The sequence below is a fragment of the Kiloniella laminariae DSM 19542 genome, assembly GCF_000374005.1.
GTDB classification, from domain to species: domain Bacteria; phylum Pseudomonadota; class Alphaproteobacteria; order Kiloniellales; family Kiloniellaceae; genus Kiloniella; species Kiloniella laminariae.
On sequence record NZ_KB893134.1, the window covers coordinates 302,023 to 328,062 of the forward strand.

The 26,040-nt window shown below is 51.3% G+C and carries 28 protein-coding genes and 1 tRNA gene; 8 read left to right on the plus strand and 21 right to left on the minus strand.

Going from position 1 to position 26,040, the window contains the following annotated elements; genetic code table 11:
- Positions 1 to 219 precede the first annotated feature (219 nt).
- Positions 220 to 489 carry a hypothetical protein gene (locus B152_RS25925; protein ID WP_157230770.1) on the minus strand — a complete coding sequence of 90 codons (270 nt, stop codon included), beginning with the start codon at positions 487 to 489 and terminating at the stop codon, positions 220 to 222.
- 99 nt (positions 490 to 588) lie between these two features.
- Positions 589 to 789, minus strand: a complete 201-nt coding sequence (locus B152_RS0101435; RefSeq protein ID WP_020590592.1) for a hypothetical protein — start codon at positions 787 to 789, stop codon at positions 589 to 591.
- 425 nt (positions 790 to 1,214) lie between these two features.
- Here B152_RS0101435 and B152_RS24855 point away from each other — a divergent pair, with 425 nt between their 5' ends.
- Positions 1,215 to 2,393: a cupin domain-containing protein gene (locus B152_RS24855; RefSeq protein ID WP_020590593.1), complete on the plus strand. Its 1,179-nt coding sequence runs from the start codon at positions 1,215 to 1,217 to the stop codon at positions 2,391 to 2,393.
- 33 nt (positions 2,394 to 2,426) lie between these two features.
- Here B152_RS24855 and B152_RS0101445 read toward each other — a convergent pair whose 3' ends face one another.
- The 10 genes from B152_RS0101445 to B152_RS0101490 all read right to left on the minus strand — a co-directional run bounded on the left by B152_RS0101445 (position 2,427) and on the right by B152_RS0101490 (position 8,855).
- The gene (locus B152_RS0101445; RefSeq protein ID WP_020590594.1) at positions 2,427 to 3,278 is read right to left on the minus strand and encodes an ABC transporter six-transmembrane domain-containing protein; all 852 of its coding nucleotides are present in this window, start codon (positions 3,276 to 3,278) and stop codon (positions 2,427 to 2,429) included.
- 328 nt (positions 3,279 to 3,606) lie between these two features.
- Positions 3,607 to 4,275, minus strand: a complete 669-nt coding sequence (locus B152_RS0101450) for an adenylate/guanylate cyclase domain-containing protein (protein WP_020590595.1) — start codon at positions 4,273 to 4,275, stop codon at positions 3,607 to 3,609.
- Between the two features lie 164 nt (positions 4,276 to 4,439).
- Positions 4,440 to 4,808: a DUF1428 domain-containing protein gene (locus B152_RS0101455; RefSeq protein WP_020590596.1), complete on the minus strand. Its 369-nt coding sequence runs from the start codon at positions 4,806 to 4,808 to the stop codon at positions 4,440 to 4,442.
- A gap of 22 nt (positions 4,809 to 4,830) precedes the next feature.
- Positions 4,831 to 5,403 carry a VOC family protein gene (locus B152_RS0101460; RefSeq protein WP_020590597.1) on the minus strand — a complete coding sequence of 191 codons (573 nt, stop codon included), beginning with the start codon at positions 5,401 to 5,403 and terminating at the stop codon, positions 4,831 to 4,833.
- On the minus strand, positions 5,378 to 5,848 hold the full coding sequence (locus B152_RS0101465) for an SRPBCC family protein (RefSeq protein WP_033405544.1): 471 nt from the start codon (positions 5,846 to 5,848) through the stop codon (positions 5,378 to 5,380). Before B152_RS0101465 ends, B152_RS0101460 begins: the two co-directional genes overlap by 26 nt.
- Positions 5,849 to 5,884: 36 nt before the next feature.
- Positions 5,885 to 6,286: a VOC family protein gene (locus B152_RS0101470; RefSeq protein WP_020590599.1), complete on the minus strand. Its 402-nt coding sequence runs from the start codon at positions 6,284 to 6,286 to the stop codon at positions 5,885 to 5,887.
- A 16-nt stretch (positions 6,287 to 6,302) separates the two neighbouring features.
- Complete coding sequence (locus B152_RS0101475; protein WP_020590600.1) at positions 6,303 to 6,914, minus strand: TetR/AcrR family transcriptional regulator; 612 nt, start codon at positions 6,912 to 6,914, stop codon at positions 6,303 to 6,305.
- 93 nt (positions 6,915 to 7,007) lie between these two features.
- Positions 7,008 to 7,817, minus strand: coding sequence for an anti-sigma factor family protein (locus tag B152_RS0101480; RefSeq protein WP_020590601.1), 810 nt, complete (start codon positions 7,815 to 7,817; stop codon positions 7,008 to 7,010).
- Complete coding sequence (locus tag B152_RS0101485) at positions 7,814 to 8,419, minus strand: RNA polymerase sigma factor (RefSeq protein ID WP_157230802.1); 606 nt, start codon at positions 8,417 to 8,419, stop codon at positions 7,814 to 7,816. The genes B152_RS0101480 and B152_RS0101485 overlap by 4 nt, the downstream gene beginning before the upstream one ends.
- 91 nt (positions 8,420 to 8,510) lie before the next feature.
- A complete protein-coding gene (locus B152_RS0101490; RefSeq protein ID WP_020590603.1) occupies positions 8,511 to 8,855 on the minus strand; it encodes a COG4315 family predicted lipoprotein in 345 nt (114 codons plus the stop codon).
- A 243-nt stretch (positions 8,856 to 9,098) separates the two neighbouring features.
- Between B152_RS0101490 and B152_RS0101500 the strand changes: the two genes are divergently transcribed.
- The 3 genes from B152_RS0101500 (at position 9,099) to B152_RS0101510 (ending at position 13,175) form a co-directional block, all read left to right on the plus strand.
- The gene (locus B152_RS0101500) at positions 9,099 to 9,632 is read left to right on the plus strand and encodes a tetratricopeptide repeat protein (RefSeq protein WP_020590605.1); all 534 of its coding nucleotides are present in this window, start codon (positions 9,099 to 9,101) and stop codon (positions 9,630 to 9,632) included.
- A 577-nt stretch (positions 9,633 to 10,209) separates the two neighbouring features.
- Positions 10,210 to 12,051 (plus strand): DNA cytosine methyltransferase, encoded by a 1,842-nt coding sequence (locus tag B152_RS24860; protein ID WP_157230771.1) that lies wholly within the window; start codon positions 10,210 to 10,212, stop codon positions 12,049 to 12,051.
- Positions 12,048 to 13,175, plus strand: a complete 1,128-nt coding sequence (locus B152_RS0101510; RefSeq protein ID WP_020590607.1) for a hypothetical protein — start codon at positions 12,048 to 12,050, stop codon at positions 13,173 to 13,175. The genes B152_RS24860 and B152_RS0101510 overlap by 4 nt, the downstream gene beginning before the upstream one ends.
- A gap of 242 nt (positions 13,176 to 13,417) precedes the next feature.
- Here B152_RS0101510 and B152_RS0101515 read toward each other — a convergent pair.
- Positions 13,418 to 13,494: transfer RNA gene (locus B152_RS0101515), tRNA-Arg, on the minus strand.
- A 367-nt stretch (positions 13,495 to 13,861) separates the two neighbouring features.
- Here B152_RS0101515 and B152_RS0101520 point away from each other — a divergent pair.
- Complete coding sequence (locus B152_RS0101520) at positions 13,862 to 14,476, plus strand: septation protein A (protein WP_026261186.1); 615 nt, start codon at positions 13,862 to 13,864, stop codon at positions 14,474 to 14,476.
- 130 nt (positions 14,477 to 14,606) lie between these two features.
- Here B152_RS0101520 and msrA read toward each other — a convergent pair whose 3' ends face one another.
- From msrA to B152_RS22090, 4 genes are all read right to left on the minus strand, one after another.
- Positions 14,607 to 15,134: a peptide-methionine (S)-S-oxide reductase MsrA gene (gene msrA / locus B152_RS0101525; RefSeq protein ID WP_020590609.1), complete on the minus strand. Its 528-nt coding sequence runs from the start codon at positions 15,132 to 15,134 to the stop codon at positions 14,607 to 14,609.
- 4 nt (positions 15,135 to 15,138) lie between these two features.
- Positions 15,139 to 15,600: a peptide-methionine (R)-S-oxide reductase MsrB gene (msrB, locus tag B152_RS0101530; RefSeq protein ID WP_020590610.1), complete on the minus strand. Its 462-nt coding sequence runs from the start codon at positions 15,598 to 15,600 to the stop codon at positions 15,139 to 15,141.
- Between the two features lie 93 nt (positions 15,601 to 15,693).
- Complete coding sequence (locus tag B152_RS0101535; RefSeq protein ID WP_020590611.1) at positions 15,694 to 16,806, minus strand: alpha/beta hydrolase; 1,113 nt, start codon at positions 16,804 to 16,806, stop codon at positions 15,694 to 15,696.
- Positions 16,807 to 16,953: 147 nt separating this feature from the next.
- Positions 16,954 to 17,967 (minus strand): ABC transporter ATP-binding protein, encoded by a 1,014-nt coding sequence (locus tag B152_RS22090; protein WP_020590612.1) that lies wholly within the window; start codon positions 17,965 to 17,967, stop codon positions 16,954 to 16,956.
- 194 nt (positions 17,968 to 18,161) lie between these two features.
- Here B152_RS22090 and B152_RS0101545 point away from each other — a divergent pair, with 194 nt between their 5' ends.
- From B152_RS0101545 to polA, 3 genes are all read left to right on the plus strand, one after another.
- Positions 18,162 to 18,341, plus strand: coding sequence for a zinc-finger domain-containing protein (locus tag B152_RS0101545; RefSeq protein ID WP_020590613.1), 180 nt, complete (start codon positions 18,162 to 18,164; stop codon positions 18,339 to 18,341).
- A gap of 247 nt (positions 18,342 to 18,588) precedes the next feature.
- On the plus strand, positions 18,589 to 19,452 hold the full coding sequence (locus tag B152_RS0101550; RefSeq protein ID WP_020590614.1) for a DUF4344 domain-containing metallopeptidase: 864 nt from the start codon (positions 18,589 to 18,591) through the stop codon (positions 19,450 to 19,452).
- Between the two features lie 134 nt (positions 19,453 to 19,586).
- The gene (polA, locus tag B152_RS0101560; RefSeq protein WP_020590616.1) at positions 19,587 to 22,367 is read left to right on the plus strand and encodes a DNA polymerase I; all 2,781 of its coding nucleotides are present in this window, start codon (positions 19,587 to 19,589) and stop codon (positions 22,365 to 22,367) included.
- Between the two features lie 84 nt (positions 22,368 to 22,451).
- Here polA and B152_RS0101565 read toward each other — a convergent pair whose 3' ends face one another.
- The 4 genes from B152_RS0101565 to B152_RS22100 all read right to left on the minus strand — a co-directional run bounded on the left by B152_RS0101565 (position 22,452) and on the right by B152_RS22100 (position 25,779).
- On the minus strand, positions 22,452 to 23,219 hold the full coding sequence (locus B152_RS0101565) for an HAD-IIA family hydrolase (RefSeq protein WP_020590617.1): 768 nt from the start codon (positions 23,217 to 23,219) through the stop codon (positions 22,452 to 22,454).
- Positions 23,220 to 23,242: 23 nt separating this feature from the next.
- Positions 23,243 to 24,136, minus strand: coding sequence for a phosphodiesterase (locus B152_RS0101570; protein ID WP_020590618.1), 894 nt, complete (start codon positions 24,134 to 24,136; stop codon positions 23,243 to 23,245).
- A 217-nt stretch (positions 24,137 to 24,353) separates the two neighbouring features.
- Complete coding sequence (locus B152_RS22095; RefSeq protein WP_020590619.1) at positions 24,354 to 24,794, minus strand: DoxX family protein; 441 nt, start codon at positions 24,792 to 24,794, stop codon at positions 24,354 to 24,356.
- Between the two features lie 196 nt (positions 24,795 to 24,990).
- Entirely contained in the window at positions 24,991 to 25,779 is a 789-nt protein-coding gene (locus B152_RS22100) for a HugZ family pyridoxamine 5'-phosphate oxidase (RefSeq protein ID WP_020590621.1), read from the minus strand.
- Positions 25,780 to 26,040: the final 261 nt, after the last annotated feature.

Sequence of the window (26,040 nt, forward strand, 5' to 3'; positions counted from 1 at the left end):
CGGCCCACTGTGCGTGTGCCAAGAGTATCTCCTATTTGTTCCAATTCTCTGAGTATAGTATCCTCAGTTGTGTCGGAAGAGACACAAGTTGCCCATCCTTGATCTGCTAATGAGCTCGCGAATTGCGGCACTTTCTATTCCTCCCGACTCATAACTAATTGAGGCTCAACATTCTATTATTGTCTGCTTTGGGTTGAAGGCAGAAGATCCAGCAACAAATCAAACATTTTTACACCCAGTAATAGCATTTACACTATGGACAAAGGCAACAAGCACTTGTTCGTCAGTTAGATCGTTAAATATAGGAAAATCTGTCGAATTTCCTGCTGGATTACGGTCGCTATTACATCTCACAACATTTATGTATCTCCGAGTATCGGCCCAATCCTTTTCGCCTGTGGCGTGGCGAACCCATGCTCGTTTCCATATATTTGGTACTTGTTCCCACTCAATATAAGGATTGCCGTTTCCGTCTTTATTAATCTCCATCAGAAGATCTCCTAAATATACGATATCTACAATTTGTGGTTATATGGCTAAAAGCAAAGACATAATAAATTTTTGAAATCAAAAGGACTTTGTCTTGCTCTATTTAAATAATTTTATCAAAAATCTTAAAAATTTCATTGGCTCAGTATAATATCCTGATTTTCGTTTAACTTTTCCATTCACGTTTTTTGAAGCATTTGTGTATTTTGTAACTTCATATATTCCCAAGTTCTTCTTGATACGTTTTTTAGCCTTGGTAATGCCAAGCGCAGTTTTAAGACTTGGCTTTCTGTATCTCATCACAATTTCCTTTTAATTAGAGATACTCAAAAAGTCCGCTTTGGGTTGGTTCCCGAAGTTCTGCTAACGAATCAAACATTATATAAAATAGCTTGATGCACAACCTTTGGTGTTGTTTGTGATGCTAAATAAACGTCGTTTTTTGGTGTTGTAGAAGTTTGAAAGCTGGCACTGAAAATATTGGAAAATTTTGTCCAATTACCAAGTCAAACTTTCAACATCAATTTTTGAGAGTCGTTGACGAGTTAGCAGACGGATCAGACGGGGTCGTCTCCGATGGTTGGACAGGGCTCCCAATGTAACCCTGACCTACATTCTCATATAAAGTGAGCCGGGACTTGTTATCCGGCACCAATCGGTGCCATAAGCGGAGAGAATTTTCCTGTTTCTGCCTCGCTTGTGAAGGCCTGTACCGGATCGGACATATGACAGACAAACTTGCTCTCCTTGATCAGCTTCCTTCTGCCGCCGATTTCTATCGGCTCTATTGGAACCGTCGTCCCTTTGTGGTGCGTGGAGCGGTCAGGGCAGAGGTGATGGAGGAGCTGATTTCAGGGGAGGAACTGGCCGGACTTGCAATGGAAGAAGCCCCGCAATCACGGATGGTCCGTACGGCGGGCGCGCAGCAGAACTGGTCCTGCGACTTCGGCCCCTTCCTTGAGGAGAGCTTCACCAAAGCCGGTGAACGGGACTGGAGCCTGCTGGTTCAGCATGTGGAACAGTTTCACCCCGAAACCTCTTTGTTGCTGCGCTCCTTCAACTTTGCTCCGCGCTGGTTGATGGATGATATCATGGTCAGCTTTTCGGCCCCTGGGGGATCCGTCGGCGGGCATATTGACAGCTACCACGTCTTTCTGGTGCAGGGGGAGGGCAAGCGGCGCTGGAAAATCGGACGTGAAGCCATCCTTGAGGAAAACTATATCGCGGATATCCCGCTGAAGGTCCTGAGCGAGGATTTTGTCGGTGACAAGGTTGAGGTGACCTGTGGCGATGTGATCTATGTTCCGCCGCGTTTTGCCCATGAGGGGACGACACTGGAAAGTGCGCTGACCTATTCGGTTGGTTTTCTCGGGCCCAAGCTGTCAGAGCTCTTTTCCGGCTATGCCCAGTACCTTGCCGAGTTTGAAGATCTGGACCAGCGCTATGTTGGTGCCGGACTGGACGAAGGCAGCGCAGGCTTTATGCTTGATAGCTCTGCGGTTGACAGCCTGCGCCAGAGCTTTGTCGAGCCGCTGACATCTGAAGATTTCCCCCAGTGGCTGGTCGAGTTTTTTACGGCCTCGTCGCACGAAGACTTCGGCCAGTACAGTGAGCGTGAGGAAATGCTCTATGATGACGAGTTTGAAGGCGAGCTGAAAGACGGGGCCAGCCTGATCAAGCCGGAGTACATCAAGTTTGCCATCACAGCGGCACCGGAGGGAGGCTTTGCCCTCGGTTTTGACAGCCAGAGTTTCTCGCTGGACGAGAAACTGTTCCCGCTGGTGCAGATGTTTATGAAGGAAGAGCTGGTCAATTCAAAAAGCTATCCCGATCTTTTCGCACACCCGGCCTATCTTGAGTTCCTGCTGGAGCTTTATAATCACCAGGCGCTGGAATTTGCCTAGGAAAAGGTGATTTCCTTGTGTGTTTCTGTATTTTCAGTCGGCGTTGTTAATACGTTGGGTGATTTCTGAGAGGCGTGACCAGCTTTGCAGGGCCATTGGTAAAACCAGTGCTGATTCCACGAATTCCCACGAATAGTTGATGATGGAAAATATTGTGCCTGCCGTGGTTTCGATGTTTGTGGCTGCAAACCAAAGATTGAAAACAATGAAGCCCAGAAACACGGTAAAAATCGCGCCATAGACCCAGGCCTCGGTATCCGACAGTTTTATTTCGATTTTGCGCAATCTGGTGAAGTGCGACAGGACGGCCTGGTCCGATTTTTCCTCCAGAATTTTCACCTGTTGCTCGACCTGCTGGTTGTGATCTGCATTCAAGCGGTAAAACCGATGATGACATAGGCCATAAAACAGGATCGCCAGGGCGGTAGCAACGAGCGCAGCACAGGAAAGGGCGGGATGAAATATGTACAGAATTATAAGGGATACCACGATCTGAACCCCGGAATTCATTATCCCGGGGATTTCCAGTTCCAGAAAATCGACCAGTTCACGGGCCATTCCCAGGCGTGCATTCAGGGTTGAGACGGGAACCTTGCGGGCACGGGCGACCTGAACCTTTCCGACCTCGACACGAATTGTTCCGTAAACGCGTGTGTCGTAGACACGGCGGGCTACAGCAACTCCCATAAGAGCCGCGAGGACCAGTGCCAGTTGCTGAAGCGCCTCCGTGTTGTTGTCTAAAAGTCCATCAATGGCAAAGCCGATAAACAGGGGGATCAAGGCGGTCAGTGCTGTCTCGCACAAGGTCAGAAGCCATGTCACCAGGATCGGGCGAAGAAACGTGGTGAGCAGCGCGGTAATGGTCAGGGTTCTGTCTTCAATCATGCTTCTTCTGCCTGGTTGGATACGGTTGTTTTTCCCCGAACTGAAGTCAAAGGAGATTTGATTAATTATTTAAATAAACGAACGATCGTTCATATGTGAATTAAATATAGAGCTTTCAAGCCCACTTGTTCTGATGGGGGGTAGGGAAAACCGGAAAAAAGGGCTTTGATAAGGTTTTGCTTCGGGAATAGCTGCAGGAATAGTTTCTGGCGCGGGGGGCGACAGCGCGTGCTTGTTCAAGCTCTTGTTTGAAAGCCGTGAACAGTCAAAGCTTTATCAGACGGCCACTACAGCAAACGCCAAAAAGAACGGGTGCGGCCTTGGCGTTTTACGTGGCAGGGGGTGTCCAGCGGAAGGCCTGGACCCGGCCAACATTTTTCAGTTTCAGGCCGGGCTGCCCGTCTTCGTCTGAAAGGTTCTCGCAAGATTTCTGAAGGGGTGGCGGCAGGAGGTTTTCAAAGCGGTTGGTCATGAACACCGTACCGGGATCGGCGCGGGCTTCCAGACGGGCGGCAAGATTGACGATCTCGCTCAGAAGACTGAAACCTGGATAGGCGGTGGGTAAAGACAACAGGGTCACCGGGCCATAGGACAAACCGATGCGGGCGCCCTGGGTTTCGATCACCCGGTCGATACTGTCCTGCCACACACTGGCAGTGTTCTGGGCCAGTGTGTGAATACGGGCGGCAACCTGGAGGATCTTGGGCGCATCAACCTTGTGGTGCACACCCCAGACGGCGAGCAGACCATCGCCCTGCACCCGGTCAACCAGTGCGCCACTTTCGATCAGGATATCACGGGCGCCATCACAGAAGGCACTGAGCATTTTGTGGGCCAGGGAAATGTCACTGGTCTCGCGGACAAAGGCGCTATAGGAACAGAAATCCATCGCCATGACACAGCAGTCTTCAATCGGTTGGTCGAGCTTTTCATCAAAAGTTTCCCAGCCGTCCAGCGAGCCAAAATGAAACTCGTACAGTTCCTTGTCGACAGCCATTTATTCTTCCACCCAATCCACGCGAATCATCACTTTTCTTTGCACGCGGCAATAGAGAGGAAGCGCTCAGTCTTCACAAGCAAAATTGCTGTGATAACGCAAAATTCATCACAGAAATTGCGCAATCCTGGGGATATAACCCGGAATGAAAGTAGATAAGAAGGTTATTCGTTTACGATCATCTTGAACCCACCAAAAATGATACGCTTGCCGTCAAAGGGCATAGGGTTGGTTTCTGAATGCATTTCAGGGTCATTCATCACCTTTTCCATACCACTGTTGCGGGTTGCGCTGTCAGGCCAGGCAATCCAGGAGAAGACAACGGTTTCATCTTCCTGGCATTTTACAGCCATGGGGAAGGAAGTCACCTTGCCTTCCGGAACATCATCGCCCCAGCATTCCACAAGACTCAAGGCCCCATATTTTTTGAAAATTTTGGCAGCGGTTTTTGAAAAATCTATATATTTCTGTTTGTTGGCTGTCGGGACGGCGGCGACAAAGCCATCGATATAGGGGAAATCAGAGGTCGGCATAGATCTATCCTTTCAAGATGAATTATTGAGGTGTGTTAAAGGCGGCCTGCAGTGCAGCACCATCAAGTTTACCCATTTGCATCATCGCATTCATTGTTCGGGCGACTGCCGCCTTGTCCGGCGACGAGAGGAGGCGGGGCATCAATTCCGGTACGATTTGCCAGGAGACACCAAAGGGGTCCTTTAGCCATCCGCAGGGACCTGCTTGCCCCCCTTTGGCGGTCAGAGCATCCCAAAGATGGTCGGTTTCTTTCTGATCCTTGGTCAAAACGCTGATCGAGGCGGCTTCGCTGGGGGTATATCGAGGGCCGGCATTGAGAACCATAAAGGGAGCGCCTGCGAGGGTGAACTCGATGACAAGCGGAGGTTCTTCCGGATTGGGACCGAAGCTGTTTTCGATATAGCTGTCTGGCAGCAGGGAAATATAAAAATCAACGGCTTCCGTACCATTGCCATTAAAACCAAGACAGGTACGAACTTTGGCGGTCTGTTCCATAAAGCTTTCCTCTCCAGAATCACGTTTGCGGGTTTCCGATTTGGGTTCCTGATGGCTTACAAAAGATTGCCGTCTAGACCAGACTTTGCGTGAGTTCATTTAACTGGTCAGCGGCTTTGTTCCAGCCGCTCTCGAAACCCATCTCAAGATGCTGCTGTTTGCTTTCAGCTGAGGCATGACGCGCGCTCCAGATCATGCGGGTCCGGTTTGTGCCTTCGTCAGAAAGTTCAACAACCCCAGTCATGAAAGAATCAGGTCGCGGCATGAACCCCTCGCTGTGGGAATCGCTGAAGACAAGCCGTTGTTGCGGGACCACTTCTAGAAAACTGCCGACAGTCTCGATCCGCTCGCCATCGGGTCCGGCCATAACAATATTCATGCGACCGCCGGGCCTTGCATCCAGATCAGCCTCTGGCACGCTCCAGGGTTTGGGGCAGTACCACTGTTTGAGCCGTTCGGCCTCAGTCCAGCAGGACCAGACGAGGCTGCGCGGGGCATCGATGATCCGGGTGATGCTGAGGGTATAATCAGGGGTGTTGCTCATGGCTGTGCTCCACTGGCTGTTTTCCATTAACGGGATCTAGGAATTGGCGGGCATGTCAAACCAGAAGGGCTCCCAGATATGTCCGTCGGGGTCGGCAAAGGCCCGTCCGTACATAAAGCCGAGATCCTGTGTGTCGCGGACCACGCTTCCGCCCTGGGCAAAGGCTGTTTCCACCATCTGGTCGACCTCTTCCCGGCTGTCGAGGGACAGGGCGACGAGGGCTTCGCTGCTGGTATGGGCGTCGGCAATCTTGCGGGGGGTGAAGCTCTGGAACTTTTCATGGCTGAGGAGCATGGCAAAGTTGTGTTCGCTGATGACCATGCAGAGTGCGGTATCGTCGGAAAAATCCGGGTTAAAGGAAAAACCCAGCTTTTCAAAAAATGCTTTCGAACGCTCAAGATTGGCAACGGGAAGATTGATAAAGAGTTTTGTGCTCATAATCGGTTCTTTCAAGTTAGAGGCGGTTGAATAACAGGCGAATATAGCGTTGCAGGTGGTCGATACTGTCCACGGCGATTTCTGCACCGCCCTGGGCTTTGGCCAGGATAAAGGCGCCCTGCAACACCGCCTGGCTGTGCAGGGCGAGACTTTTGGCGCTCCAGTCCGGCTTGAGATTTGCATGGTCCAGTGCTGCGGCGATATCGGCTTCTATCTTTGCCGCATGATCGCTGATACAGGCTTCACAGGCATCACGGATTGCCGGGGCCGTGTCATAGGTTTCCTGAACCATGGTGCCGACCAGACAGGTGAATTCCCTGACCTCGCCCTGCAGAATGGTCCGGCGAAAATCGAGATAGCCGAGCACCCGTTCCAGCGGGTCTTCATGGTCGTGGTAGGGGGCTGTGGCGAAAAAAATTCCGGTCATTTCGGCCCAGCAGTCTGCCGCGGCGACCCCGAGGTCTTCCTTGCTTTTGAAGTGATGAAAAAACGCCCCCTTGGTCACGCCTGCCGCACGGCAGAGATCATCGACACTGGTCGCGCAGTAGCCCTTGGCACGGATGACGTTAAAGGCAGCATCCAGGAGTTTTGCCCGGGCATCCGGTTTGGCGGCTTTTGGTTTGGTCATGACAAAAAAATACCAACCGGTTGGTATGTTGTCAAGAGCAAGTCTTTATAGCCTGAATCAGCAGGCGGAATTACGGCGTTTTACGTGATATATTCAGATTTCCGTTGCGGCGAAGGCGGCGATATCGCTCAGGTTGGGCAGGCCACCAGGGCCGATAACAACATAATTTGCCCCATTCGCATTCCAGGAAACAAAATCAAATCCCTTGATGGTCTGTTCCTTGAAACCTGAATTTGATGTCTTGCTGTCGGTCGTCCCCTTCTGCAGACACAAGGCGATGACTGTGCCGTCAGCTTGCCGGTACATCAGTTGTCCGACGGGTTTGCCATTGGCAACCAGAAGGCGTCCGCCCTCGAAAGTCAGGCCGAATTTTGTCAGATCAGGGATGGAGAAGCTGGCCCCGACAGTTGTGCCCAGCCATTTCTGGAGATGATCAGACTCCGTAGCTGCCACCTCAACAAGGTGACGCTTTTGTCCAGAATAAACCGCGTGATAATCTGCAATCTGGGCCAACCACCCGGCATTGGCGACCACGATATTGCTGCCAGTATTAAAAGAGGTCCTCTGGTCTTTAAGGAAGTATCCGCTGGTTCCTCCCAGAACGAACAGGGCTAGACTTGCGGCGATCATTCCCCATCTGGGGAGCGACGACGTGCGCGCGGGTAACTCGACAGCAATATCATCAATAGGGGCCGATTTGATCTTTTGTGCCAGTGCCAGTGGAATTGGCGCTTTCAGCAGGGCAGAAAACTCTTCCTGTGCGATCGTATTGGCCGCCATCAGCGCATCCAGCTCGGCCCGGGCTTCAGGATCGGAATCCAGCAATGCTTCGATCGCCAGAGCTTCAACGGCATCCAGTTCGCCATCCAGATAAGCGCTTAATCTGATCGAAAGATCTGTCATGTCGCGATACGCTCCTCTTCGCCGAGCTCGGACGCCAATAGTTTTCTCGCCCGGTGAATGCGGCTCATAACAGTTCCAATCGGAATTTCCAACAGTGCAGAGACTTCGCGGTAGCTGTAGCCTTCAGCGCAGACCAGCATCAAGGGCTGCGACAGCTCGTCCGGCAGGGCGCTGACCTTGTTCTGTAACTGTTTCTCCTTGAGAGCATCATCGGCATTTTCGGCCTGAAGCCTGGTTGCTTCTTCGGCGGGGACTTGCCCCTGACCCTGGCGAACTTTGCGCTTGCGTGTCTCGCTGATCCAGAGGTTGCGAAGGATACGGAACATCCAGCGGTCCAGCGGTTGCGCCGGGTCGAATTGATGCCATTTCTGTAACGCAGTGGTGCAGGCATCCTGTAAAAGATCATCGGCATCAGGACCTGAGCGTGTCAGGGTCAAGGCAAAGCGGTGTAACCTCGGCAAAAGTCCGATCATTTCAGTTTTGAACTGATCTGCTGCTGTCACACTGGCCTCGATCTTATGAACAGAAGGATGATCCCCGGGTCTCCAGACGTGCTGACTATGAAGATCGGCGCGCTTGGGTTGTGACCCTATGATGACCATTTCTGCCACGATTACAACCTGTCTTTACCTTTGGCTGAAGGGTTAGCGAGGGGCGGCAAGACAAGATCCTGGCGCCCCCTTAAAGGTATTATCAGTGTGCGATGTGCCAGACACCCCCCAGGCCATCACCGCTGGTATCTCCAGGTTTTGAATCACCCATCCAGAAGTAAAGCGGCTTGCCGTCTTTTGCCCATTGTTTGCTGCCATCCTGGCGTTCAATTGTCGTGAGCCCCGGAATTTCGGTGCCTTCAGCTGCAATGTAGGGCGGCCATTTATCAGCACAGCCACCATAACAGGCCGATGCACCAGCTGTGTCTTTGTCGAAAGTATAAAGCGTCATGCCGTTTTCCGCCGTCAGGTTTGCGTCGGATCCGGCATAGGCCAGGCTAGGGCCCACAGTCAGAAATGCGAGGGTAAACAGAGTAGAGACTTTCATGAGTAACTCCTGATGGGTTTTGAAAGAGTAACCATGAGCGGCACTCTTGAAAGGATTACGCTTGGGCAGGGAAAATTATTCTTGGGTGGGGGAATTTTTTTTAAAGCTCAGAAAAAACATGGGAAAATATTTATCTGGCGTTGCTGAAATTCCGGTTTTTATCAAAAAAATATGCATACGGAGAATTTTTAGCGGCACTGGGGCGTAAGTCTTTTATACACCCCAACCAAAAAGGAGTTCACCTTGCGCACTTTCATTCTTACCACCGCCCTCCTCCTTCCCATGGCTGCATTTGCTGCGGGGTCTTCCGATAACACCCCCCCTAAACCAACCGAGACCACCAAGGTTTGCGGAAACCATAAAATCTGGGACCAGAAGACAAAGACCTGTGTGGATGCACGCGACAGTCGGCTTGATGATGATACCCGTTACAACGCCGTGCGCGAACTGGCTTATGCAGGGGAATATAACGGGGCACTCTATACTCTTGCGGCAATGTCTGATCAGTCTGAAAGCCGTGTGTTGACCTATTACGGCTTTACCCATCGCAAGGTGGGCCGGACGGATGTCGGGATGCAATATTATGAAGCCGCGCTGAAGGCAGATCCGGACAACCTCCTTGCTCGTTCCTATATGGGACAGGGACTTGTCGATGCGGGCAAGATTGAAGCCGCCCGGGCTCAGTTGGTTGAAATCGAGGCGCGCGGCGGGCAGAACAGCTGGCCCGAAACCGCCCTCCGCCAGGCGATTGAGACAGGCAAGACCGACAGCTATTGATCTCTCCGTCTATATCGCCTGTGCCGGAAGTGCACGCCGTTGGTGCCCGTTCACTGGGGTGCACCAACGGCGTTGAAATAATGGAAGTTGGTCAAGACGATCAAAGATTTCGGAAAGTTCGAGTAAACGCTCTTGTTTCGATTGGCTTAAACGACTCTTTCTCTCTAAAATAACACCTATTTGGTATTATCTGATACAGCCCTTAAAATATGTCTTATTGAAAATTTGTGGTGTCTAAAGGTTAGATTTATGCTGTTATTAAAAAGCTTAAAATCGTAAATCTGGTGGAGTATTAACTTATCAACACTTAAAAAAACTATATTTTCTGTCTACCATTTTCTTGTTATCTGGGGTTGGAACATATAGCAATAACTAGTGTGAAAAATAGTTGATAATCCGAATATCCCAAAGGTACACCCTACTAAGAATAGTATTGTGTTCGAAGCGGCCAAGAGCCAAAAATACAACTTTTTACTCGTGTTTGAAATCGTCGCCACCTAAGGTCAACTAGATCTGCGAGGGTCATCAACGAATTATGAGGAATAAACTGAAAAATGCAGGGTTCGGGAGATCAGACGTGAAACCAACCCGTGTAGCAAGTTTTTTTGCCGGTGCGGGTGGCCTCGACTTGGGCTTCAAACAAGCTGGCTTCGATATAGTCTATGCCTCTGACATTGAGAGAGATTGTTGTGAAACTCTCAGGCTCAACCGCGGTTTTTCTACTTCTGATGACTCAGATATTCACTGCGGTGACATTCGTGCAATTGATTTTAATACTCTTCCAGACAATATTGACCTCGTTGTTGGTGGCCCCCCTTGTCAGAGTTTTTCAGCTTCTGGACGAAGAGCGGGGGGGGCGGCCGGACGGCTGGACGACCGAGGCAATCTCTTTGAAGCCTACCGCGACATCATTAGGCATCTACAGCCTAAGGCGTTTGTCTTTGAGAATGTACGGGGTATTTTAGCAACCAACAAAGGTCAAGATTGGGCTGCGATAGTCGCCGCTTTCAATGAACTTGGTTATTCAGTTAATTATCGGCTGTTAGACGCCGCTGATTATGGGGTTCCGCAACATCGCGAACGAATGTTCTTAGTCGGGCATCGCTCTAAAGAGCCGTTCATGTTCCCACGTCCGCTGTTTGGACCTGACTCTTGCGATGACATGCAGCACGTTTCTCCCGAGGATGCATTCAGAGGCTTGAAAGTACCAAATGCAGAGGCTGATAGTCTGAAGTTTGAGGGCGGCAAATATTCACATCTGTTGCCCGAGGTACCCGAAGGACAAAATTACCTATTCTTTACGGCCAAGCGCGGACACCCAAATCCAGTCTTTGCATATAGATCTCGGTTTTCCGATTTTCTCTATAAGGCCCATCGTGAGTATCCGATGAAAACCATCATAGCTAGCCCTGGAAAGTATACGGGGCCGCTTCATTGGGATAATCGTTACTTTTCGATTAACGAATATAAAGCGATCCAAGGATTCCCTCAGGACTATCGTTTTCATGGAGAACGAGCATCTGTCGTAAAGCAAATTGGCAATTCCGTTTCCCCAAAAATCGCTTTTCGTTTAGCCCAAGCCGTAGCACATCAGATCTTTGAAGCACCACAAAAACTGGATCTACTGGGCGAAGAAGAGCACCTAACCTTCGACAAAAGAAAAGGGGTGAAGGCTGCAAAGACGCGAAACCTTCATGGGCAGATACAGAGGAAACGTAATGGAAGCGTAATTATCGCGAAAGGTGAGAAAGATTTTCAGTTTTCACTTTCACCTCGCGGAGTTTCAGCACCCAAAGTGAATGTGAAAGGTACCGCGAGAGACGATAGGCATCATCTGGATGTCTTTTTCGAAGCTCGTGGTAAGTTAACTGCTGAAGTAGCGATTGATGTGTGGTCCTCTGCCCGTGATTTTTCAGGCACTCCAACTGCTACATTGAACCTATCACTTTATGGAACGGGGCTGAGTGCCCCGCAGCTTTTGTGGAATGCTGTTGATGAGTGGGTGCGGTCAGTGAGTTCATTTGGTTCTTTGTTCGAACTGTACGGGCATTTTACAGAGCCATATCCATTCTTTCAGATTTCAAAATTTACGGCGCCGAAGAGGGATGCAATTCTTCAGTTTGCTAGGTATGTCTCTGACTTCCGGCGTTGTTCCAAATATTTAGACAAAAGTGATCTTATGACTGAACTGGCAGATGCCTTTCAAGTGTCAACATTTGATGAATTAGCAACGCGGCTAAGAGAAATGCGATACGATGTTAGGACACGTGAGACAAATATTGCCATTCCGCATGGCAAATACATGATTGCGTACCCATTCACGTTACCTCAAAGCAAGCAAATGAATTTTTCTGTCAAACAACGTAAGAATTCAAAAATTTCTACCTCATACATTACAAAGAAACGAGTTTCCCTTTGAGCGATTACACAGAACACAATAACCTGATCTTAGAAGCACTAAATGAAGCTCTTGTTGTTGGGGATGAAGTGGGCCGCGACGATACTGTAGATAAAACCTTTGGCCTACCCGAAGGCCTGAGGGCGAGTTTAGATACGATGAACGATGAGGCGGATAGCTCGGCTACGGCAGCTTTCACTAACCTGGTTACTGGTATTGCAATTAAGATTGCTTACCCAGAAGTAGATGTTCGCTTTCACCAAATTCAGATACAGGACCCCCAACACTTTAACCATCGCGGGGTCAGTGAAAATGTCGTCTACCCTTTCCTTCGAGATCAGGACTTTGATGGTGCTAAATCCGGATGGCAAACTCGGACGTTGGAGCGTCCCAAGCCTTATATTCTGACCTATGATGAGAATATAAGAGCGGTAAAGGATGAATTTCTAGCTTGTTATCACGCACTTGAAGAAGGTGGTGCTGATGCTAAGTGCATGCTCAACTATCTTTTTCTCGGGCAAGTGGTTCGTCGGAACGCCAAAAAGATTGATTTGATCGAACCACGAATAGACGACATCAGTACTATTATGGGGCATTTTGAGGCACATTTTTTTGCTGACTATAAATCTCGAGGTCAATCAAGATTGCCGGTTCTCGCGCTGCACAGTCTTTACAAGCTCATTATGCCAGAACTTAAACGCTTTGAGGGGCTGGACTTGGCAAACCTTGAGCTTCATAGCGCCGCCGACTCGCAGACCGGTGCCACAGGCGACATCGAGATTAAGAAAAATGATGGCACAGTTTTTGAAGCAATTGAGGTTAAACACGGTATCCCCGTTTCGCTTGGCCTTGTGACTGATGCGGCAAAAAAACTGGTAACTCGTCGTGTTGATCGTTTTTATGTTCTTACAACTCATAAAAACTGCGGACAGACTGATGAAGTGGCTAAAAAGATCAAAGAGGTGAGAGAACGCACCGGCTGTCAGGTCATCGCAAATGGTGTGATACCAACTATGAGATATTACCTTCGTTTGGTGCAGAACCCTGCTGATATATTTCCACACTACACTTCGTTGCTCAAAGTTGAACCAGCTATTTCACATGAACATAGGGTGAAGTGGAACGACATCGTTTTGCCAGACTGATACTTATCTAAAGACATTAGCGTAAAAAAATTACTACCAATAACAGGTTATCGATTATTCCACTTAGTGTTTCTCGGTATTTCATATATTTCGTATTGAAAATATGCGTAAATTCCAACCAATACTAAAGGATTGGAGAAATTGCCTTATAATAGTATAGGGGGTTCTTGGGGGACATCTCATTTATAATATATGAGGATAATTCTACACTTTGATTAAGTGGCTTACATTAATCAAAAATTTGGCGCACCCGACAGGATTCGAACCTGTGACCTCTGCCTTCGGAGGGCAGCACTCTATCCAGCTGAGCTACGGGTGCTTATGATATCCCCTAGGGATATAGAGCCGATGGGGCGGACATTACTGCAAGCATCGGGGGAGGTAAAGAGGCAAAATGGCCAAGGAGCTGATTCGCTGCCCGTATTGGTCCGGTCTCTATCTTTCGGTTGGTTCGGTCAGAGTTGCTGGAAAAATCTGGGGATGATGTCGCTCTATTATTCTCTTTTGCTTACCTTTTACCTGTCAGTCAGGTCGGTCAAGGGCGCAGGGGCGGATTTTTTCTTGTCTTGTCCGGCTGCTTTGTGGCTTTCTGTGCGTCAGGGATATGAAAGATGTTTGATGGCTCTCGGGCCGTCTTCGGTTCTGTTGGTTATTCGTCCGGTTTCCGGGCACAGAGGGAGTAGAGTATGTCACGTCAAAAGCCGGGTTGGATGGGACCCGCGATTGAATATGGTCCCATCGCAGTTTTTTTCGCGATTTACTATGGGTTCGACCGCTTTATAGAGGCTTATCCGATTGAGGTGTTGGTCGGCACCAAGGCTTTTATCGCCGCAACAGCCGGTTTGATGCTGGCAACAGTGATCGGCATCGGCTTTTCGCTGTTCTATGATAAAAAAATCCCCAAGGTGCCGCTGTTTACCGCTGTGATTGTGATGATCTTTGGCGGGCTGACGGTCTATTTCGACGACGAGAGCTTTTACAAGATGAAGCCAACCATCGTGCAGGCGATCTTTGCTGTCGTGCTGCTGGGCGGGCTGTTCATTTTCAAGCGCCCGCTGATCAAGCCGCTGATGGAAAAATCCTGGAACATGACCGATGAGGGCTGGCACATTCTGACCTTCCGCTTTGGCCTTTATTTTATCGCCATGGCGGTGCTGAACGAGATCGTCTGGCGGACCCAGTCGGAAAGCTTCTGGGTGAACTTCAAGATTTTCGGCTCAATGGGTTTGATGGTTGCTTTTATCTTCAGCCAGTACCCGGTGATCCGTCGGTATCACCTGCCAGATCCGGATCAACCCTGAGCTACAAAGAGCTTTTTAGCTTTGCTATAATAATCCAAAGGGGCCTGCTCAATAGCAGCAGGCCCCTTTGTGGTTCCCTGTGTTTGTCTGGGTGTTTGTCTGGGTGTTTATCTGGGTGTTTATCTGGGTGTTATTCAGCGACCGCCCGTTTTGGCAGGCTCCACTGCGGCCGCGGGAAGTGGCAGGTATAGCCGTTGGGGATGCGTTCCAGATAGTCCTGATGTTCTGTCTCGGCTTGCCAGAAGTCACTGGCAGGTTCGACCTCGGTCACCACCTTGCCGGGCCAGAGCCCGCTGGCATTCACATCGGCGATGGTATCCAGTGCGACCTGTTGTTGCTGGTTGCTGGTGTAGTAGATCGCCGAGCGATAGGAAGGACCGCGATCATTGCCCTGACGGTTCGGGGTGGTCGGGTCGTGGATCTGGAAGAAAAACTCCAGCAGCTGCCGGAAGGAAATTTTTGCGGGATCAAACAGGATCTCGATACCTTCAGCATGGGTGCCGTGGTTACGATAGGTGGCGTTTTTGACGTCGCCACCTGTATAGCCCACCCGGGTCTGTTCCACACCGGGAAGCTTGCGGATCAGATCCTGCATACCCCAGAAACAGCCACCCGCAAGGACAGCGCGCTCTGTTATTGTATGGTCTCTGTCTGACATGCTGTTACTCCTCTACCTGATCGATATAGTCGCCATAACCTTCGGCTTCCATCTGTTCTTTGGCAATGAACCTCAACGAGGCCGAGTTGATACAATAGCGCAGTCCGCCCCTGTCCTGTGGTCCGTCGGTAAAGACATGGCCAAGGTGGCTGTCGCCGTGCTGTGAGCGCACCTCGACCCGTTCCATGCCATGGGTGGAATCGCGCAGTTCCGCAACGTTTTCTGTCACAATCGGTTTGGTGAAACTGGGCCAACCGCAGAAGCTGTCGAACTTGTCTGAAGAAGCAAAGAGCGGCTCTCCCGAGACGATATCAACGTAAATTCCGGCGTCGGTATTTTTGTAGTATTCACCAGTATAGGGGCGTTCGGTCCCGCTTTCCTGTGTGACACGGTATTGTTCCGGGGTCAGCTTCGCGAGTGCTTCCTTGGTTTTTGTATAGTTTTTCCGGGTCACAAGATCCTCCATCACCTTTGCGATATCTGAAGAACAGGATATGGGGCAGGTTTGGTAAAGACCAATAGTCAGCGCTGTAAAATCTCTGTGAACTACCGTTCGGGTTTATTGCTGAAGTTCTGGTGCTTCGCCAGTTTGAGGCACAGTATCCTCATCCTCCAGAACTTTTCGGGCTTTGCCGTCCGCAGCAGAGGGCAGGGGGGCATCGGGGTTGGCAACCCAGCTTGCAATATCCTTGAGAACGGTTTCAGCCTGCAGATCACGTAAAAGCATGTGCCAGCCCTCTTCATAGAGAGCCGCGCGTTGATCGCCCGCGATACCGTTAGGCAGACTCTGCCAGACATCCCGGGTGGGTTCCCAGGGTACGACCTCGTCTTTTTTGCCATAGAGCAACAAAGCGGGCAGGGTGAGGTTGCCGGGGGCTTCATAAGCGGCATCCATCAGGTCGGTCAGACCATAGACCGCGTCAATGCGGGTAGACTTGATGACGAGCGGGTCTTTGCCCAGACCGATCAGCATGGGGATGTTATCCGAGGCCTGGATCTTCAGACCGCTGCCGGTGAAGCTGGCCCAGGGGGTGGTGTGGGCAACCAGCCAGAGCGAGGCGCGTTGATACCAGGGCATGGTTTGCCGGGCCCAGACCGCAGGGGCAGAGAGCACGATGCCGTCAACCTCTAGAGGGAGGCTTTCCTGTAATGCGGCCATAATCAAGGCTCCCCCCATGCTTTCACCGACCAGAAACAGGGGGGTATCGGGGTGCTTGTCGTGCAGCCGGGCAATGGCGTTGCGCAGGTCGGCGATCATGCGGTCATGTCCACCCCAGAGACCGCGATGCGGGGCGGCGCCAAAACCGCGCTGGTCATAGGCGTAGGTCGCGATACCTGTTTTTGCCCAATATCTTCCCGGCGCGTCGAAGGCGTTGGAGTAATCGTTGAAGCCGTGCAGGGCAAGAATAACAGCTTTGGGTTTCGGCAAGGTCGGTTCGCTTGCTGTCTCCGGGAGGAACTTCAATTTTGTTTCGCTAGCGGATTGATTTTTCGGAAGCCAGCTGCGCAGCGGTAAAGCCAGCCCGTCATCGGTGATCAGGCTGTCCGGGGTGAGGGCTGCGGCATTGGTCATGTTGCCGGGAGGTGCAAGCCGGGGGGCGCAGGCAGACAGCAGCCCGAGCAGAAGCAGCAGCACGATCGGTCGTGACACGACCTGTCGAGAAAATAGCATGCGCAACAGTCCCTTAACCAGAATTCTGGCAAGTATCACCTGCAGGCCGGGGCAAAGCAAGCGGGTTGGAAGGGAGACACTGCAGAGGGGATGATATCACCCGATTACGTTCTGTCTCCCGGTTGCTTTCGTTCCGTTTTCTGTGGCTCAGCTTTCTGCTGCGTGGGCGCCGCGGGTCAGCTGCAGGAAGATATCTTCAAGATCGCCCTGATCCGTAGTGACATCCTCGATGACCAGACCGGCAGTGGTCGCGGCATTGAGGATGTCCGAGATCTGACCGTCCTGCGCTTTGTAGGTAAAGGTCAACTGCCGCGGGTTAACCAGATCGACGTGGAAAGCTTTCAGGTTTTCCGGGATCACAGTGAGGTCTTCGCCGAGAGAAAGTGACAGAGTTTTGCTTTCGATCCTGGCCAGCAGTGCTTTGGTGGTATCGCAGGCAATGACCTGACCATGATTGATGATCGCGATCTGGTCACAGAGCTCTTCGGCTTCTTCAAGATAGTGGGTGGTCAGCAGGATGGTGGTGCCGCGTTTGTTCAGTTCGCGCACATAGGCCCAGAGTTGCTGGCGCAATTCGATATCAACCCCGGCAGTGGGCTCATCCAGCACCAGAACAGGTGGACTGTGAACCATGGCCTTGCCGACCATCAGGCGGCGCTTCATGCCGCCGGAGAGACTGCGGGTATAGGTCTTGGCCTTGTCAGACAGCCCCATGACCTTGAGGATTTCGGCGCTGCGGCGCTCGCTTTTGGGGACACCGTAAAGTCCGGCCTGCAGTTCCAGCAGTTCCAGGGGGGTAAAGAAGGGGTCGAAGTTCAGCTCCTGGGGGACAACACCAATGGCCATACGGGCAGGACGCATTTCCTTTTCAATATCATGACCCCAGATCCGGGCTGTTCCGCTGGTCTTGTTCACCAGCCCTGCCAGAATATTGATCATGGTCGACTTGCCTGCGCCGTTCGGGCCGAGCAGGCCAAAGATACTGCCGCGGGGAATCTTGAGATTAATATCACTCAGCGCCCGCTTTTCACCGGCATTTCCTGCGGCTTTGTATACCTTGTTCAGACCTTCCAGTTCAACGGCATAGGTAGGCATTCCTGCAGTATCCTTTTGTGTCGCTTCGGGTGTAACCTGATGGGCAAGTGTATGATCGTCGGGCATTACGTCTTCGCTTACTTTACTATAGGGGGTTTCGGCAGAAAAAGGGGCTGGAAACTTTTCGGGTCGGGCGGTAAAAGAAATTCAGGTTCATTACATAGTGACTGTTCGTCTGTTAATAAAGACTGTCACATCAATAAAGCTGTAACTGGAGCTCCGTCAAAGGATACCAGCAACAGCAAAGTCAGGAAAAAATCATGGCCGTGAAAGATAGCATCGTTGTTGAAACCAAAGTTGTCGCCTGTGATGGCGGGAAGGGTGGCGAGGGTCATCCGCTTGTTTATCTCAACATGGATGGCAAGAACGAGATTACCTGCCCCTATTGCAGCAAGCACTTTACCCTGAAAGAGGGCGCAAGCGGGTCTGCCGGCCACTAGTGGTTCGATTCCAACATTTGCATCCCTCATCGGCAAGTTCGGGTACAAATGTTGGAAGCAAAGAACCACTAGCTTACTATTAGTTTCTAGGAGAGCTTGGGGGCTTGTCTGGCTGGTTTGCAACAGGTGTGTTTGGCCTAAAGCCCTGCGTTGATTGCCGCAGGGCTTTGTCGTTTACAGGTTTGGGATCAAGGGCCTGATGAACGGTATAATATATTAGAATTGGCAGGGTAAGGAATTGCGAGGGATGGGCTTAACAGCTTTTTGGGGCAAGAGAATACAGGGGCTCAAGGCGGCAAATATTGCGGTTCTATTGTCTTTTGCGCTTCTGGTTCTTGCAGGAGGCCCGTCAGAGGCTGCAGAGCCGGAAGCCCCCCTGAGTGAACAGGAGTTTATTGCCGGTAATGTGCTTTTGACACTGTATCATGAAGCCGGACACGCCCTGATTTCGATTTTTGACCTGCCTTTGCCCGGGCGCGAGGAAGATGCTGCCGATGCTTTTTCTGTACTGGCCCTGACCGAAGAGCTGAAGCAGGGGGAGATGAGCGAGGCGCGGGAGATCAAGCTCGATAACTATCTTTTTGCCACGGCGCTTTACTGGTTGGTTTTGAGCGAGGATGAGGAGGTCGACAGATCCGGCGAGCCCGGACCCCATTCTCTCGATTCAGAAAGATTGCTTCAGCACCTCTGTCTGGTTTATGGATCGGATAAGGAAGTCTATGTTGATCTGCCCAAAGACTTTGGTCTGGAAGACTTGATCACGACCAACTGTGAACAGACCTATCAAAAGACGATGAGGGGGTGGGAAGATCTGCTTGCACCCTATCTGCTGGGTGATTTGCTGGTGGTTGACAAACTCACCGTGATTGAAGACGAGCCAGACCCGCAATACAGAGGGTATCGGGAATGGTTGCATGTTCACGGGATTTTGGATGAGTTTGAGAACTTTGTTGAAAGCTCTTTTGATTTGCCCAAAAAAATTACCTTGCGCCTGAAGTCCTGTGGCGAAGCAAATGCTTTCTGGGATCCGCAAACCCTCGAAATCATTCTCTGCGACGAACAGGTCGCCGAATACAGCCATGTCTATGAAGAGCTTCAGATCAAACATTAGTTCTGCCTCAGGAGGAGATTTCTCATGGATCAGATTTATCCCCTGACCAGAATTTCAAACCTGTTGGCACAATCAGCTATTCCCGTTGAAGTAATAGCTCGACTTCATCTGACGGCTTGGGCATTCTGTGCCGCATGACTGATAGCGCACCTTACAAACACCTCTACCTCGTCGATGGCTCTGGTTATATTTTCCGGGCTTTCTTTGGCATTCCACGGATGAATCGTCCCGATGGCACGCCCGTCAATGCGGTTTTCGGCTTCACCAACATGTTGCTTAAGCTGCGTGATGATATGGAAGCCGACGCCATTGCCGTGATCTTTGATGCCGGGCGCGATTCGTTCCGCATGGAGATTTATGATCAGTACAAAGCCCAGCGTCCAGAGGCGCCTGAGGACCTTATTCCGCAGTTCGCCCTGATCCGGGAAGCGACGGAAGCGCTTAACCTGCCTTCGATCGAGATGCGCGGTTACGAAGCCGATGACCTGATCGCGACCTATGCGATGCAAGCCAAGGCTGCTGGAATGGAAGTGACCATTGTTTCTTCGGACAAGGATTTGATGCAGCTGGTGCAGCCGGGCATTTCCATGCTTGATCCGATGAAGAACAAGACCATCGGGCCGGATGAGGTGTTTGAAAAGTTTGGGGTCGGGCCTGACCGGGTGGTTGATGTGCAGGCCTTGGCGGGGGATTCTGTTGATAACGTCCCGGGTGTACCGGGAATTGGAATCAAGACAGCCGCCCAGTTGATCCAGGAATATGGGGATCTGGAAACTCTTTTGTCTCGCGCCGGGGAGATAAAGCAGAACAAACGCCGCGAGAAATTACTGGAAAATGCTGATTTGGCACGGATCAGTCGCCGCCTTGTCGAGCTGAAACAGGACGTGCCGGTTGAGGTGTCGCTGAACGAATTTGCGACCCGGGAATTTATCCCCGATCAACTGCGCCCATTTCTGGAGATCAATGGTTTCAAGTCACTTTTGGCCCGTCTGGCATCCCGTCTGGGCGAAGCACCGATGGAGGTGGTCAATGAGGCCGTTGCTGTGAACGCTGCGCCGGAATATGAACTGGTACAGGACGAGGCCAGGCTGATCAGCTGGATCGCCGAAGCGAAGGAAAAAGGATCCGTGGCGGTTGATACCGAAACGACTTCACTTGATCCGATGCAGGCCAATCTGGTTGGCGTCAGTCTTTCGACCGGTGGCAACCGTGCCTGTTATATTCCACTTGATCACAGTTCTATTTCTGAAGATGGCGATGGCGGGCTTGACCTGATGGGCGGATCAGCGGATCGCCCCAGGCAGATTGTTAAGGCCCGGGCGCTGGAGCTGTTGAAGCCACTGCTCGAAGATCCTTCAGTTCTGAAGATCGGTCAGAATATCAAATACGACATGGTGATTCTCTCGCGCAACGGGATCGATGTTGCCCCGATTGATGACACGATGCTGCTTTCCTATGTTCTGGAAGGCGGTCTGCATGGTCATGGCATGGATGAGCTGGCGGAACTGCATCTTGGCCATACAACGATCAAGTTCAAAGAGGTTGTCGGGACCGGGAAATCCCAGGTGACCTTTGACAAGGTGCCGCTGGACAAGGCGCTGGACTATGCCGCCGAAGACGCGCTGATTACCTATCGGCTTCATGCAGCGCTGAAAACCCGGCTGGTACCGGAAAAGATGACCACGGTTTATGAAACCATTGAACGGCCGCTCGTACCTGTTTTGGCGCGTATGGAGCAGCGTGGCATCAAGGCAGACCGTCCTTTCCTGCACCGTCTGTCCAATGATTTTGCCCAGCGTCTGGTCGCCCTGGAGAGTGAAATCCATGAAATGGCCGGAGAGCGCTTTACCATCGGATCGCCCAAGCAGCTTGGCGAATTGCTGTTTGACAAGATGGGACTGCCGGGGGGCAAAAAAGGCAAAAGCGGGTCCTATGCAACCGGGGCTGATATTCTTGAAGGACTTGCCGCTGAAGGTCATGCCCTGCCTGCCCGTGTTCTTGACTGGCGGCAGCTGGCCAAACTGAAAAGCACCTATACCGATGCGCTGCAGGAACAGATCAATCCATTGACCGGGCGGGTGCATACTTCCTATGCCCAGGCAATTGCCTCAACAGGACGCTTGTCATCTTCTGATCCCAATCTGCAGAATATTCCGGTGCGGACAGAAGAGGGCCGCAAGATCCGCGATGCCTTTATTGCTGAAGAGGGCTGCAAGCTGCTGTCCGTTGACTATTCACAGGTCGAGTTGCGGCTGGTCGCGGAAATCGCCCAGGAAGATGCCCTTCGACAGGCTTTTGCGGACGGGCAGGACATTCACGCGATCACGGCACACCAGGTGTTTAATGTTCCGATTGAGGGCATGGATCCGATGGTCCGGCGTCAGGCGAAGGCGATCAACTTTGGCATTATCTATGGCCAGTCAGCCTTTGGCCTTGCGGCAAGTCTCGGGATTTCGCGCAAGGATGCCAAGGACTATATCGATGCCTATTTCGCCCGGTTTCCCGGTATCCAGCGCTATATGGATGAAACCAAGGCTTTTGCCCATAAGTACGGTTACGTGAAAACCCTGTTTGGCCGCCATATCCATGTGCCGTCGATCAATGAAAAGAACCCGATGCGCAAGAATTTTGGCGAGAGGGCGGCGATCAATGCGCCGATCCAGGGAACCGCGGCGGATATCATCAAGCGGGCAATGATCCGGATGGAAGCGGCGTTGGGACAGACGGACCTGAAAGCCAAGATGCTGTTGCAGGTGCATGATGAACTGATTTTTGAAGTCCCGGATGCAGAAGTTGAAGAAACGTCTGCGGTGGTACGCAGAGTGATGGAGACGGCCTGCGATCCCGTCCTTCAGCTTTCGATCCCGCTGACCGCGGATGCGGGAGTTGGGCGCAGCTGGGGCGAGGCGCATTAAGACCAATTGCCTGTTGTTAAAATATTTCAGGCCCGCTTCAGAAGAGGCGGGCCTGAGTGTTTTTGAGGTATTGTGCGCAAGGCATTAACTGAAAAGAAGCTGTTCCAGTTCCTGATAGTCTTCAACAATCCAGGTGGGTTTGTGTTCTGCCGCTTCGCCTTCTGACCGAGTGGCAACCCCGGTGAGAATCAGGATGGATTTCATACCTGACTTGTGTCCGGCGAGAATGTCGGTGAAGAGATTGTCGCCGATAATAACACATTCACTGGCGGGTTTATCCAGTCGAGCCAGAGCGGCTTCCATAATTTGGCTTTCGGGTTTGCCAAAGACTTCCGGCTCTTTTCCCGTTGCGGCCTGAACTGCTGCAACCAGGGGGCCTGCTTCAGGCAGGATACCGTCTTCAACGGTGATCAGGCGGTCGGTATTGGTGGCGATAAAACGGGCGCCGCCATCTATCAGGCGCAGGGCTTTGCTGAGCTTTTCGTAGTTCATGCCCCGGTCATAACTGACCACAACGACATCTGCATTTTCATCGGTGATCGTGATGCCAGCCTCTTCAAGAATGGAGGTGAGTCCTTCTTCGCCGAGACAGTAGGCACGTGTGCCGGCTTTCAGCTGCATTGCAACAGCCTGTGCCGAGGTCAGGACATCATCCGCTGAGCAGGGAATTCCCATATCTTGAAGTTGCTGTGCAACCTCTTCCGGACGCCGATTGCCCCGGTTGGTGACAAAAAGAAAGGGGATGTTCCGTGCTTTCAGACTCTGGATGAAGTCACTGGCGCCTGGAATGGCGTTCCCGCCGCGATAAACGGTTCCGTCGAGATCAAAAAGCAGTGCGGAAATCTGTTGCATGGTCTTCCTTGTAAGCGAGGTTATTATCGGCTGGCAAAACCAGCATCATGGGTAGGGTAAACAAAGGCGCCGCTGTTATATTCCAGATTAACCGTATGGGAAATAAAGTTATCCCTGTCGTTCCACAGATGAAGTTCATATTTGGGGGCTTCCAGAATAAACCCCTGGGCACCATCAGGGCCAAGCCCGAGGGCCTGGGTAAAGGCACAGGCCGGAGCAACGGATGTGAGAACCCCGGCAAAGACGGTCTGGATTGAGCGGTGAACATGGCCACAGATAATCCGGACGACCTGTTTGTGTCGCTGTAACAGATCGGCGAAGGCCTCGGTCCCGGCCAGATTGTAATAGTCCATCTCGTCAATGCCGGTCAGGAAAGGGGGGTGGTGCATGAAAATCAGGGTTGGCTTGTCGGGTTGTTCGCTGAGCGTCTCTTCCAGCCAGGCCAGCTTTTCTGCGGAGAGGTCCCCTTTGTCATTGTCCGGGCGGTGGGTGTCGAGCCCGATCAGCCGTACGGGAAAATCTTCGTCAATGGCGTACTGGATAAAGTCTTCTCCGGTTCTTGCCGACATGCCGGGATGATCGGGAAAAGCCGCGCGCAGCATCGCCCGGTCATCGTGATTACCGGGAATAAGATAGCAGGGGATACCGATTCCTGTGATCATCCTGCGGAATTTTTCATAAGCTACGGGCTGTTTGTTATCAGCGATATCGCCAGTGAAAAGCAGCACATCCGGTTGCGGCTTAAGCTGTTTGATAGCGGCAAGGACCTGTGCGAACTGCTCTTCGGTCTGGATTTTTCCCTGGGCAAAAACGCCGTCCGGGGTGAGGTGTATATCTGTGATCTGGGCGATAAGCATGGTCAGCCTTCGAGGTTGTTTCATCAGCGCATGACAGGCGCTTTCGTTGATCTGTCCCACTCTAGCAGCTTCATATGACAGACAGCTATCCTCCTGCGGCAAGGGATAGTGAAAATCGTCGTTCCGGGACAAATTGATTATTATTCTGGTTTGATTATCCTGGCTTGATTATTTTGGCTTGATTATTTTGGCGATACTTTGTTGCTGGATCACGGAAAGAAAAAAGCCCGGTGTTGAACCGGGCTTTTGAGGGGCTGTGAATGATTTTGGAGATCGATCACATCATTTCTTTACTGAATTTAGGGTCTGAGAGCAGAAACTTCAATAAGGAGATATACTCATCCCGACGCAGGAAGATAATGATCAGGCCAGAAAACCAGACCCCAACAGCCTGCGTGAAAAGCTTGCCGCCATCATTGTAGGGATCAATTCCCAGAGGGGTGAACACATGAAAGAAGATGGCACCAGTCATCAGGGCGAGTGACAGGAGGCCACCCAAAGCCTGCAGGCGAGGGATAAAGAGTAAAATACAGGCGAGCAGTTCTGCGCCACCGGTCAGATAACGACCATGGGGTTCAAACCAGGCAAGCCCGCTCCAGTCTTCGAGAACCTGAAAGAGGTGGCTGCCTGAAGCAAACTTGAAGGGCAGATAACGCAAAAAAACATAGGCGATAAAGATTGCCAGGAGATAAGGCAGGATCTTCTTGATGCTAGACATGATGTTCCCCGTGCTGTGTGTCTCTGAGAAGGATATGTCTTTTATTCTGATCAAGAGCCAGTAACGTTTTTGGCACCAGAAAGTTACCAGTCAGCTTGGTGTGCTGGATGATATCCTGCTCTGTCATTCAATATAAACACTTTCGGGACAGAAAAGGTTAATGGTTACGGGGAGGCCGGTGTGGACGAAGGATGTTTCAGCTTCGTGCAGCTTTGGCCTGAATCACCAGGGCTTGTCTGGCCTCATCTGCATTGTGGATCGGGGCAACAAACTGGCACCGGGCATGGGTCCGTCCGTCGTGAAGATCCCAGCCCTCGGGATCAATGCCGGTCATTTTCCATTTGGTGGCAGGTAAGCCAAGTGTCCGGGTGGCGATGGCAAGAATTGCATCGCTGTGATCTGTGTTCATATGCTCGACGATTGAGGTTTCGGCTTTTGACAGTTCGGCTGCATCCCGGCAGTCAAGCTTGAGGACTTCCGGTGTTACCCAGATTGCTTTGGCAAAACCCCCGATCAGGTGTGCCGCTTCAATTTCATAGCGATAGAGGCTAAAATCCTTGAAGCCAGCATAGAGTGCAGACCGGGGGTGGCGGGATAAAAACCGCTGCAGCATGCGTGGGTCATCTGTTTTTGTCAGGGTTCCAACCAGGGTCACCCGCCCGCCAGCAAGTGGATCACGATAGCCAGCGGTTCCGTCAAACAGCATGCCGGCTCTGGGGTTTGCAGCCACATTTTGGCTGTGATCGGCCAGATCAGAGAGCAGCATATAGGGCGTGGCATCGTGATCAAGCGCGACAAGGGAAAGGGATGCATAGGGAAAGTTACCAGAAACTTTCTCGACCCGGCCCCCGGGACTGTCCGGGGTTTTCAGCTCCGGCTGCAGCTCGGTTGCGAGATAGGCTTTGCTTGCCCAGCGCATGAGATGACGGGCTTTTTCCGCTTCGGTCATCTCGGGCGTGTGTCGCAGTTTGCTGTCGTTATTCATCACTTGTTCTTTAAATCTTGTATCAGGAGAGCAAAATGTTTTCCCCGGAGGCTCCTCTCAATTGTCAGAATTGTAAAGGGGCCAGCTGTTAGCAAGGGGAGGAGATTCCACTGATAAGGTAGAAAACGGGTATAACTACGTAAATATACCTATTGGTTTTGCAATAAAAATCCCGAAAATACAACAACCTATTATTGATTTTTCATTATCTTTTGCGTACCGTATCTTATGGTTAATTTTTGTTAACTATACTCTGTAGTA